The sequence below is a fragment of the Pauljensenia sp. 20925_1_27 genome, assembly GCF_041432835.1.
In the GTDB taxonomy this organism is placed as follows: Bacteria; Actinomycetota; Actinomycetes; order Actinomycetales; family Actinomycetaceae; genus Pauljensenia.
In genome coordinates this window covers 35,520-45,661 of the sequence record NZ_JAPWAH010000016.1, presented here as the reverse complement: position 1 = coordinate 45,661, position 10,142 = coordinate 35,520, and the positions used below count along the sequence as shown (strand labels likewise).

Annotated in this window: 10 protein-coding genes; 7 read left to right on the top strand and 3 right to left on the bottom strand. The window is 66.4% G+C overall.

Translation table 11 applies throughout. The features are described 5' to 3' along the window. Nucleotides 1-740 (top strand): transposase (locus O3684_RS08385; RefSeq protein ID WP_500066287.1); only part of this gene is annotated, 740 nt, incomplete at its 5' end. A 1,291-nt stretch (nucleotides 741-2,031) separates the two neighbouring features. On the opposite strand, the gene gluQRS is transcribed toward O3684_RS08385, so the two are convergent. Further along, a complete protein-coding gene (gluQRS, locus tag O3684_RS08380) occupies nucleotides 2,032-2,946 on the bottom strand; it encodes a tRNA glutamyl-Q(34) synthetase GluQRS (RefSeq protein WP_500066285.1) in 915 nt (304 codons plus the stop codon). 79 nt (nucleotides 2,947-3,025) lie between these two features. Between gluQRS and O3684_RS08375 the strand changes: the two genes are divergently transcribed. From O3684_RS08375 to O3684_RS08355, 5 genes are all read left to right on the top strand, one after another. Then, nucleotides 3,026-3,514, top strand: coding sequence for a fluoride efflux transporter FluC (locus tag O3684_RS08375; RefSeq protein ID WP_500066283.1), 489 nt, complete (start codon nucleotides 3,026-3,028; stop codon nucleotides 3,512-3,514). After that, nucleotides 3,511-3,879 carry a fluoride efflux transporter FluC gene (locus O3684_RS08370; RefSeq protein ID WP_500063211.1) on the top strand — a complete coding sequence of 123 codons (369 nt, stop codon included), beginning with the start codon at nucleotides 3,511-3,513 and terminating at the stop codon, nucleotides 3,877-3,879. The genes O3684_RS08375 and O3684_RS08370 overlap by 4 nt, the downstream gene beginning before the upstream one ends. A gap of 513 nt (nucleotides 3,880-4,392) precedes the next feature. Continuing rightward, nucleotides 4,393-5,412 (top strand): methionine ABC transporter ATP-binding protein, encoded by a 1,020-nt coding sequence (locus O3684_RS08365; RefSeq protein WP_500066281.1) that lies wholly within the window; start codon nucleotides 4,393-4,395, stop codon nucleotides 5,410-5,412. Beyond that, nucleotides 5,409-6,146: a methionine ABC transporter permease gene (locus O3684_RS08360; RefSeq protein WP_500066280.1), complete on the top strand. Its 738-nt coding sequence runs from the start codon at nucleotides 5,409-5,411 to the stop codon at nucleotides 6,144-6,146. Before O3684_RS08365 ends, O3684_RS08360 begins: the two co-directional genes overlap by 4 nt. Nucleotides 6,147-6,226: 80 nt before the next feature. Beyond that, a complete protein-coding gene (locus tag O3684_RS08355) occupies nucleotides 6,227-7,063 on the top strand; it encodes a MetQ/NlpA family ABC transporter substrate-binding protein (protein WP_500066278.1) in 837 nt (278 codons plus the stop codon). Between the two features lie 130 nt (nucleotides 7,064-7,193). Here the strand turns inward: O3684_RS08355 and O3684_RS08350 are convergent, their stop codons facing one another. Further along, nucleotides 7,194-7,748: a YagU family protein gene (locus O3684_RS08350; protein WP_500063215.1), complete on the bottom strand. Its 555-nt coding sequence runs from the start codon at nucleotides 7,746-7,748 to the stop codon at nucleotides 7,194-7,196. Between the two features lie 248 nt (nucleotides 7,749-7,996). Then, nucleotides 7,997-8,635, bottom strand: coding sequence for a uracil phosphoribosyltransferase (gene upp, locus O3684_RS08345; RefSeq protein WP_500066277.1), 639 nt, complete (start codon nucleotides 8,633-8,635; stop codon nucleotides 7,997-7,999). A gap of 208 nt (nucleotides 8,636-8,843) precedes the next feature. Here upp and tadA point away from each other — a divergent pair, with 208 nt between their 5' ends. Further along, complete coding sequence (gene tadA, locus O3684_RS08340; protein ID WP_500066276.1) at nucleotides 8,844-10,142, top strand: tRNA adenosine(34) deaminase TadA; 1,299 nt, start codon at nucleotides 8,844-8,846, stop codon at nucleotides 10,140-10,142.

The following is a 10,142-nucleotide window of genomic DNA, read 5'->3' as shown; positions in this document are numbered from 1 at the left end:
ATTCTCGGGCCTGGGGCGCGCTCATGAGTCGGATCGCGCCCCCAGCCCTGGTCATCACCGACGGGGGCAGCGGGTTTGCGAGGGCGTGCAAGAAGGTCTGGCCGACCACGCGCGTGCAACGCTGCACCTTCCACGCGTATTGCCGTATCCGTCAAGCCACCACAACGCGCCCCAAACTGGAGGCCTCGCGCAGCTTATACGCTCTGGGACGCCAACTTACCCACGTGACAGACATCGAAGGTGCTCAGGAATGGATAGGCGCCTACCAGGGGTGGTGCACGCGTTGGAAGGGCTTCTTGGAGGAGAAAACACGCAGGCCTGAGGGAGGATGGGAATACACCCACGAACGTCTCGTGCGGGCTCGTAACAGCCTCAACAAGCTCATCTCCCAGGGGCTCTTGTTCACGTACCTGGACCCCACCTGGACACATCAGATGCCCGCGATGACCAACCAGATCGAAAGCACGAACGCGCGCCTACGCCAGATGCTGCGCGACCACCGCGGCATGCGCCTGACCCGACGCATGAAAGCCGTGTTTTGGTGGTGCTACATCCACTCTCCTCACCCGCAACCAGCAGCGAGGATTCTGGCGACCATGCCCACCGATGCAGCCCTCGAAAATGCCTGGTACCAGGCCTGTCAAACCCACCAAGCCACCGGCACCATCCCCGGCTGGGGCGACGCAATCTGCTTCAACGAACTCCACCACACCACCCCCTACCACAACACCTGGGACTAACCCCAGCAACACGAAATGTCCTATAACCCGACTTTTCGGCTTTCTGGTGCGGGAAAGTCGGTGTTTTAGTTGGTTGGGACCAACTATGAGGATGGACAAATCGTGTTGCTAGAGGGGTGACTTTTCGGCTTTGTTGCGCGGGAAAGTCACGATTTTAGTTGGTTGTGTTTGCCTCGTTCCTGTGAATACTGCGTCAAGCCCTGTGTATGGGCCCCTGGCGCATGCAGGCCCGATGACCTGCACCTGGGCCCGACGACATGTGTGCGGGCAGCGCCGCCCACGTGCATGTCTAGTGGTTTAGGTGCGTATCAAGGGGTTCAGGCGCACTTTCAAGGGTTAACGTGCGGCCGCGCAGCTGAAGGCGAGACGGAACTCGTCCGGCATTGCCGCTGTGGAGCGTATTCCGTGACAAAATTCGCCCGGCGTGGCCGGTTGGGGGTGCTTGCGTGACAAAATTCGCCCTGCTCGCCAAAATACGCGCATTTTGGGTCGTTTTGCGCATGCAGGGAGAGTTTTGTCCCGTTTTGGCTGCGAGCAAGCTGAGCGGGGAGAGTTTTGTCCCGCGGCCCGGTTGGAGGCCGCTGCGCAACTCGTGGAGGACAGCGGTGAGATGTTGGGACTGGTCACCGCGCCCGTGGGTGGGCAGCTCCCAGGCGTCAACACGCACGCGGATAGGTAACGAGCATCCGGATAGCTTATTAACCTATCCGGATGCGCATAACCTATCCACGTGTGCATAACCTATCCGGATAGTGCTCAGACGCAGAGCACTGCAGGGGTGGCAGCACATGCACAGGGTTAGCCGCACGATCGGAAGCGGCTGCATCGCTGAAGGATCCCACTTTCGAAGCTCGCGGCGGTGGCGGGGCCCGGCTCCATAAATTTCGCATGCAATTCGATTTGGTGAAGATTCAACAAAGTGTGAAAACGTTGCAATTCCAACGCTGTGAATTCATAGTTTGAAACAATTGCGAGGGAATTGCATGCGAAATTGGTGGTAGACCCAGCGATGAGGGATGCGAGGCCTACGGGATGATGGTCGGGCCTGGCTGTGGTGCCGTTGGGCCGCGGGCCAGGGTGGAGAACGAGGCGACGCTCCGAGCAACCGATCAGCCACCAGGTGCCACTGGTGTGGAGGGTGCCGGAGGGCCTGGCCGGACAACGAGTCGACGCGCCGAGCGAAGCTCGCGGCGCGGACGGTGAGCGGGCGGGCCGCCGCCCACGGGCACATCAAGCAGCCCGGCCCGGCAGGGCAAACAGAGCAACCCGGCAGGGCGTACGAAGCAAAACCTCAGGAACTGGGCGGCGTCACGACCCACGGCTCGGTCGACAAGGAACGCAATCCGGAAATCCCCAGCGCATCCGCGATGTCGGAGGCGCAACGCGCCCCGGGCACTCCCAGGGACGACCCGATAAAAGAAACGACGTCGGTGGTGGACCAGCCCAGGCCTCGTAAATCGGCGAGCGTGACCGCGCCGTCGCGCTTGGCTAGGCGCGCCCCCGAGGGCGCGAGCGCGAGGGGCACGTGCGCGTAGGTCGGCTCGGGCGTGCCCAGCAGGTGCGCGAGCTGCGCCTGCGCGGGTGCCTGGGAGAGCAGGTCGAAGCCGCGCACGACCTGGTCGACGCCCTGGTAGGCGTCGTCGACGACGGCTGCCAGGTTGTAGGCGGGCACGCCGTCGGCGCGACGTACGACGAAGTGGTCGACGGGCCCGGTGTAGGAGCCGTGCAGCTCATCGAACACGGTCCACTCGGGTGATGGCGCGGCGAGGCGCAGCGCGGGCTTGCGCCCCAATGCGGCCAAAGACGCGCGCTTCTCGTCGCGCTCCGACTCACTCAACGACAGGCATGTGCCCGGGTAGTGGCCGGGCGGCACGTGCGGCGCGGAGGCGGCCTCGCGGATGTCGCGGCGCGTGCAGTAGCACTCGAAGATGAGGCCGCGCGCGGCCAGCGACGCCAGGGCGGCCTCGTGGGCGTCGGCCCGTGCGGTTTGGATGAGGGGTTCGCCGTCCCAGTCGATGCCGATCGCTTGCAGGTCCTCGATCTGGTGCCCCGCGGACCCGGCGCGTTCCCGGTCGATGTCCTCGATGCGCAGGACGAACCGCCGCCCGGTCGTGCGCGCCCACGCCCACGCGAGGATCGCGGTGCGCAGGTTGCCCAGGTGGAAGTCGCCCGTGGGGGAGGGCGCGAATCGTCCGGTGTTCGTCATGCGCCCAGTGTACGAGGCTGTGGCCGCCTCCCGGGATCCGCCTCCCCGGGCGCTAGGGTCGCAGGCGTACAGTGGGTGCATGGTGAGTTTTCGAGTGCCCGACTGGGTGGCGGTTTTCGTGGGTGGCGTCGTGGGGACGGCGGCGCGCGCCGGCTTGGATGAGGTGGCGAAGGCCTCGCCCGTGCCCGGCCTTTTCCTGTCGTGGTCGACGCTGACGGTCAACGTGGTGGGCGCGTTCCTCCTGGGCACGCTCGCCGCGTGGGTGGCGGGGCGCCTCGCGCGCGGCGCGGGGGATCCGGCGTCGTTGAAGACTCTGAAGCTCCTGGTTGGCACTGGTTTCGCGGGCGCTTTCACCACGTACGGGACGTACATTGTCGCGTCGGTGGGCTACGTGTCGCTCAACGGCATTGTCGAGGCCGTCTCTCAGTCCCTGGGTCTCCTCGCCCTGGGCGGAGCGTGCGCCTGGGTGGGGATGCGCGTGGGGGAGTGGCTGTGCGGCCCCTCGGCGGCCTCAGCTGCCTCCTCGGTTTCTGCGACGTCCGTGAACGACGAGGGGGAGCGAGCGTGAGCCCGGTGACGTTCCTGTTTGTGGCCCTGGCTGGCGGCGTGGGCGCGTGCGCCCGCTTCTGGCTGGATCGTGGTGTGCAGCGCGCCCTGGACTCGTGGGGTGACCCGGCGGGGGCGAAGCTCGGCATCCTGGTGGTGAACGTGATCGGGTGTTTCCTGGCCGGGGTGGCAACGCAGCTTGCCCCAGCGAGCATCATGCCGATCGTGTCGACGGGGTTCCTCGGTGGCTTCACGACGTTCTCGACCGCTCTCGTGGACGCTGTGACCCTGTGGGCCGACGGATTCCGAGGACGTTCGTTGGCGCTCGCGCTGGGTACCTGGGCGGCCTCCTGGGGAGCGGCGCTCGCGGGCATCGCCGTCGCGTGAGCCTCGTCGGGGCGTTCCGGGCTCTGCTTGTTATCTGGCTCTGTTTGTTATCTGGCTTTGCTTGTTATCAGCCATTGCGCGCGACTGAGCGCAGGCCTGGCCTGCGCTCATCCTTACCCAAAATGTCGCATGCAATTCCCCTGCGTCTATTTCAGAATTTGAATTGTGATCGTTGGGATTGCAACGCTTTCTCGGGTCCTAAGAAAAGTAAGGGTAGCCAAATTGCATGCGACTTTTGGGGGTGGGGGACGAGGCCGGGGGCGGGATCAGGGAGGAGGAGGGGATGCAGGAGGAGGGGATGCAGGAGGAGGGGATGGAAGAGGGGATGCAGGGCGCTCGTGGGTATCGCTTGCGCCGGATAGGGAGTTTTCCGCGTAACTACAGCCGCGATGTGGGCTGTTCGGTGAGGGTTTAGCCACGATACGGAGTTTTGTAACAGCATTCCGAGCGCTGACGCCGCTGGCCCTCATATGCTGATGATGCGGGCCGCGGGGCCCAGTAACGGAGAAGCACATGATTGACCTCACCGGGGTGTCCAAGATCTACCCCGTGAAAGGCGGCGGCCAGGTCGTCGCGCTCGATGGGGTAAACCTGCACGTCGATCGCGGTTCGATCCACGGGATCGTCGGCCGTTCTGGTGCGGGTAAGTCCACGCTCATCAGGTGTCTGACGGCGCTCGAGAAGCCCACCGAGGGCCGCATCGTCGTCGACGGCCTCGACCTGTCGACCCTGTCGGGTTCCGCGCTGCGCGCCGCCCGTCGTCGCATCGGCATGGTGTTCCAGGCCGCAAACCTCCTGGACGCTCGCACTGCCGCCGACAACATCGGCTACCCGCTCAAGCTCGCCGGCGTGCCTCGTGCGCAGCGCCGTCAGCGCGTCGAGGAACTCCTCGCCCTCGTGGGGCTCGAGGGCCGGGGCGACTCCTACCCGTCTCAGCTGTCGGGCGGCCAGCGTCAGCGCGTCGGCATTGCCCGCGCCCTGGCCGACGACCCGGCTGTGCTCCTCTGCGACGAGCCGACGAGTGCCCTCGACACGGAGTCGACCGCCCAGATCCTCTCCCTGCTGCGCCGCGTGCGCGACGTCGCCGGCGTCACCGTCGTCATCATCACCCACGAGATGGCCGTCGTCCGCGAGATCTGTGACTCCGTGACCCTCCTCGGCCATGGCCAGGTCCTGCAGACCGGCCCCCTCGAAGAGGTCGTCGCCGATCCCTCGACCCCGCTGGCCCGCGAGCTGGTCCCCATGCCCGTCGTCGAGACCGTCCCCGCCCCCGGGGCTACGAGCCTGGATGGCCTGACGAAGAGCACCGTCCTCCTCGACGTCGTCTTCACCTCGCATCCGGGTGTCCCGACGGGTGCGACCGTCCTGCACCTGGCCTCGTCCATGGGCGCGGACGTCACCGCGGGAACCTTCGAGTCCCTCGGCAGCGTGCAGGTGGGCCGCCTGGCCCTCACCGTCCCCGCGTACCACGCCGACAAGATCATCGAGCAGCTGCGTAAGAACAAGGTTCACGCGGAAGTGAGGACCCAATGACCACCGCATACCTCGCCGCCGCGACCGCCGCGCAAGCGCTCCAGCCGACGGGCAAGGGCGACCCGACGTGGCTCGACAACCCCGCCCTCACCCAGAAGTTCGTCCCAGCGATCCTCGAGACCCTCATGATGACGGGCCTGTCGACGCTCTTCGCGGTCATCATCGGAACGCTCCTCGGCCTCCTCCTCGTCCAGACCGGCAAGGGCGGCCTCACCCCCAACAAGGGCGTGTACCAGGCCGTGTCCTTCGTCGTGAACATCGTGCGCTCCCTGCCCTTCATCATCGGCATCATCATGCTGATCCCGGTCACCAAGATGATCGTCGGCAAGTCCACGGGCTCGCTGGCCACCGTCGTGCCGCTCGTCATCCTCTCCGCGCCCTTCTTCGCGCGCCTCGTGGAGACGAACCTCCTGGCCGTCGACCCGGGCAAGGTCGAGGCCGCCCAGATGATGGGTGCCTCCAACCGGCAGATTCGCTGGGGAGTCCTCATCCGCGAGGCCATGCCCTCCCTCATCCAGTCCATCACGACGCTGGCGATCACGCTCATCGGCTACTCCGCGATGGCGGGTGCCGTCGGTGGCGGAGGCCTGGGCCAGATGGCCATCAACTACGGCTACAACCGCTGGCAGGACGACGTCATGATCTCCACGGTCATCGCGATCATCATCATCGTCCAGGTCATCCAGCTGATCGGCGACCTCATCTCGCGGGCGGTCGACCACCGCTCGCGCTGAGGCGCACGCACACCCTTGTCCACCCGAGGCCACCCCGGCCTCGTCCCATCCCATCGACGACCACAGAAAAGAGAAACATCATGCGTCATCGTTCCTTCGCGGCCCTCGCGCTGGCCGCCGTTGCCTCCCTCGGCCTGGCGGCCTGCGGCGGCTCGGGCTCCACCTCCTCCGATGCGTCCAGCTCCTCCTCGGACGTCGTCACCCTGACCGTGGGCGCGACCCCCTCGCCCCACGCGAAGATCCTCACCTACATCAACGACAACCTGGCCGAGGCCGAGGGCATCAAGCTCAATATCGTTGAGTACACCGACTACGTTCAGCCCAACACGGCGCTCAACGACGGTGAGCTCGACGCCAACTTCTACCAGACCGTCCCCTACCTGGAGAACGCGGAGAAGCAGGCCGGCTACGATTTCGAGGCCGGCGAGGGTATTCACCTCGAGCCCCTCGGCGTCTTCTCCCAGAAGCACAAGTCCCTGGACGAGCTGCCCAACGGCGGCACGATCGGCATCATCTCCGACACCTCCAACCAGGAGCGCGCGCTGCGCCTGCTGGCCACCCAGGGCCTCGTGTCCATCCCCGAGGGTGAGGGCGACGTCAACGTCAACACCGTCACGAAGCTGAAGGACTTCTCCTTCAACGAGGTTGAGGGCCCGCAGCTGGTCCGCTCGCTCGAGGACTTCGACTACGCGGTCATCAACGGTAACTTCGCCCAGGAGGGCGGCCTGAGCCTGAGCAGCGACGCCCTCGTCGTCGAGTCCCCGGTCGACAACCCGGCCGTGAACGTCCTCGTGTGGAAGAAGGATTCGAAGAAGGCCGACGCGATCGCCAAGCTCGAGAAGCTCCTGCACTCCGATCAGGTGAAGCAGTACATCGAGCAGACCTGGTCGGACGGCTCGGTCATCCCGGCGTTCTGACCTGCGAGGCCGGGGCGCGCAGGCGTCGAGGCTGACGGATCGCGGACGTAAGGTTCGCGCAGGTAAGCGGGTGGCCCCCGGAACCCAAGGGTTCCGGGGGCCACCCGTATGTCCGCGTGAGCGGCGCGCGTCAGTTGGTGCGTGCCTCGAGCGGGAACTCGGCGTCTGGCTCGTGCGTGATGCGGTTGCGCATGTCGCGGCGGAAGACTTCGATGACCCACAGCCAGATGATGTGGCCGAAGAATTCGGAGAAGTGCTCCGCGAAGGGCTGGTTCCAGGGCGCTGGGACGGTGCCCATCAGCGGCATGAGGACGACGTGGAAGGCCACGTAGACGAAGATACCGAAGGCGGCACCCTGCCAGAGCTTGATCTGCGGGAAGCGCTCGGCGAGCACGCAGTAGAGAACCGCGAAGGCGATCGAGAACGAGAAGTGGACGATGAAGGAGATCCAGGGGAGTCCTTCGTTACCGTTGAAGGTGTAGGACAGGTGCGTGACGCTCTCCGGGACGCCCAGCTGCTGGAGCAGCTCCTGGGGCGGGTTGGTGGCGTTGCGCTCGGGCGTACGCGGAGGCAGCGGCACCTCCCAGCCGAACTTCACGATGGCGGAGACGATGCCGCCGAGAACACCTGCGATTGCTGCGACGCCGTAGCGGCGGCGCTTGGGATTGGTCTGAATCAGTGCCATGTGACAAGCATGAAACGCTCACGCGGTATTTTCGAGGCTGATGAACTCTTAGCGTTTAAGGTCACATAAGGCTGTCATTAGGAAAAATAGGCTACAAATAGCCACGACGGTTAGTTTATGCGTCGATTAATAGGTAAATACGAGGGGTGGTGGCGGGACCTGGGTCCCGCCACCACCCCTCGCGTGGCGTTAGCTGCCTCGCACGCGAGACTTCACGCCTCGCGCCGTGACGCTTGTGAGAACGTCCGTCAGTCGATGATGCCGTACAGGCGGTCGCCCGCGTCGCCCAGGCCGGGGACGATGTAGGACTTCTCGTTGAGGTGATCGTCGACTGCTGCGACGACCACGTTCACGTCGGCGCGGTCGCCGATCGCGTCCTCGAGCGTCTTGATGCCCTCGGGAGCGGCCAGGATGCACACGCAGGTTACGTCCTTCGCGCCGCGCTCGAAGAGGTAGTTGGTGGCGGCGACCATGGTGTGACCGGTGGCCAGCATGGGGTCGAGAATGAAGCACTGGCGGCCCGACAGGTCGTCGGGCAGGCGGTTCGCGTAGGTCTCGATCTCCAGGGTGTCCTCGTCGCGGCGCATGCCCAGGAAGCCAACCTCGGCCGTGGGCAGCATGCGGGTCATGCCCTCGAGCATGCCCAGGCCTGCGCGCAGGACGGGGACCACGATCGGGCGAGGCTCGGAGAGCTTCAGGCCGACCGTGGGGGCAACGGGGGTCTCGATGGGGGTCTCGGTGACGGCCACCTCGCGGGTCGCCTCGTAGGCGAGCAGAGTGACCAGTTCGTCCACGAGCTGGCGGAACGTCGCCGACGGCGTTTCGCGATCGCGCAGAACGGTGAGCTTGTGGGTGATCAGGGGGTGATTGGCAACGTGGAGGCGCATGGTTATAGGCTACCTTGTCCGCCGGTGGATGTGCACCCTGGTGCGTCGGGGACGAGGCCGTGGCCGGTCAGCTCTGATCCGCGCGACTGTCGGTGGGGTGGGCACCGCGTCCGGATCCGGGCAACGTCGACTCATGCGTCACATGAAGCTCACAAGCCACTGTGGACTCCAACTATCCCAACACTGATTTGGCCGGTAAGCTAGTAGTGTGACCGTGAATGAGCAGTACCGCGAAGCAATGGGGAAGGCCCTTTTCCTGGCCAACCGCGCCCGCGAGACGGGAGATGTCCCCGTCGGGGCCGTCGTCGTCGACGAAAACGGCCGGATCATCGGCCGCGGGTGGAACTGCCGCGAGGCGCACCACGATCCCGCTGGTCACGCCGAAATTGTCGCGCTGCGTGAGGCTGGTCGCGCCAGGGGAACCTGGCGTCTGACGGGCTGCACGCTCGTCGTCACCCTCGAACCTTGCACGATGTGCGCGGGTGCCATTCTCGCCTCCCGCGTCGACCGCGTTGTCTTCGGCGCGTGGGACCCGAAGGCAGGTGCCGCTGGCTCCCTGCGCGACGTCCTGCGCGACGCCCGCATGCCCCACCCGACCGAGGTGATCGGCGGAGTCCTCGCCCAAGAGGCCGCCATGCAGCTGCGTTCCTTTTTCCTCGGTTGCCGCAGTGCCGACGAAATGCCCGTCGTCCAGGCCCCCGTCCACGAGCCCGACGCTATCCCCGCGCCCCCCGTTGTCCCCTACGAGGAGGACGAGGTGCCCGCGGCGGTCCGCGCCGAGAAGCCCGCGCTCGAGAATGCGCCTCGCCACGAGGGCGTTCCCGCTCAGCTCGTGACGCCCGAAGCCCCCGCAGCCCCGGTCCCCGCTGCTCCGGCGGCGCCCGCAATCCCGGCGGCACCCTCGCACTCCGCGCACACGCCCAGCCGTCACCGTGGGACCGAGGCCTCGCCCCTGCCTCGTCGGGCGGGCCGCCCCTTCTCCGAGCGTGTCTCCGGCAACGCCGACAACCCCGCCGACATCCCCGCGGGCGAAAGTGTTGCGCCCGCGACGCAGACCCCGCCCTCGCAGCCGCCCTACCGCAGCGCCGCCCCCGTCATGCCCGCCGTGTCGCCCGACACCACACGCGGCCCCGTCACCAAATCCGTCCCCCAAATCCGCCCCGTCCACGTGCGCCCCACCGCGACCGTGCCCGAGGGGCTCTACACGCCCGCGCAGCCCGGCCGCCCGCTCGCCCAGCCGCTGCGTGAGAGTACGCCCCGGCCTCCGGCCGCCGCGGACGCGACCGTCGCGGACGAGCCGATTCCCGCGCCACCCGTATTCCCCCAGCGTGCCCAGAAGCGTGTGAACGAGCGCCCGCAGCGTCCCCTCCCGCAGGCGTTCGAACCCGAGCCCGCGCGGCGCGTCGACTACGAGCTCTCCCCGCGCCAGTTCAACGACGTCGACCCCATTACCTCCGGGATCCGCGTGCGCCGCTCCGGGCGTCGCCACGGCAACGCCCGCCACTGA

Excerpts from the sequence above, each read along its gene's own strand:
- O3684_RS08355 (WP_500066278.1), top strand. The coding sequence starts at position 6,227 with ATGCGTCATCGTTCCTTCGCGGCCCTCGCGCTGGCCGCCGTTGCCTCC.
- O3684_RS08375 (WP_500066283.1), top strand. The coding sequence starts at position 3,026 with ATGGTGAGTTTTCGAGTGCCCGACTGGGTGGCGGTTTTCGTGGGTGGC.
- gluQRS (WP_500066285.1), bottom strand. The coding sequence starts at position 2,946 with ATGACGAACACCGGACGATTCGCGCCCTCCCCCACGGGCGACTTCCAC.
- O3684_RS08350 (WP_500063215.1), bottom strand. The coding sequence starts at position 7,748 with ATGGCACTGATTCAGACCAATCCCAAGCGCCGCCGCTACGGCGTCGCA.
- O3684_RS08365 (WP_500066281.1), top strand. The coding sequence starts at position 4,393 with ATGATTGACCTCACCGGGGTGTCCAAGATCTACCCCGTGAAAGGCGGC.
- upp (WP_500066277.1), bottom strand. The coding sequence starts at position 8,635 with ATGCGCCTCCACGTTGCCAATCACCCCCTGATCACCCACAAGCTCACC.
- O3684_RS08360 (WP_500066280.1), top strand. The coding sequence starts at position 5,409 with ATGACCACCGCATACCTCGCCGCCGCGACCGCCGCGCAAGCGCTCCAG.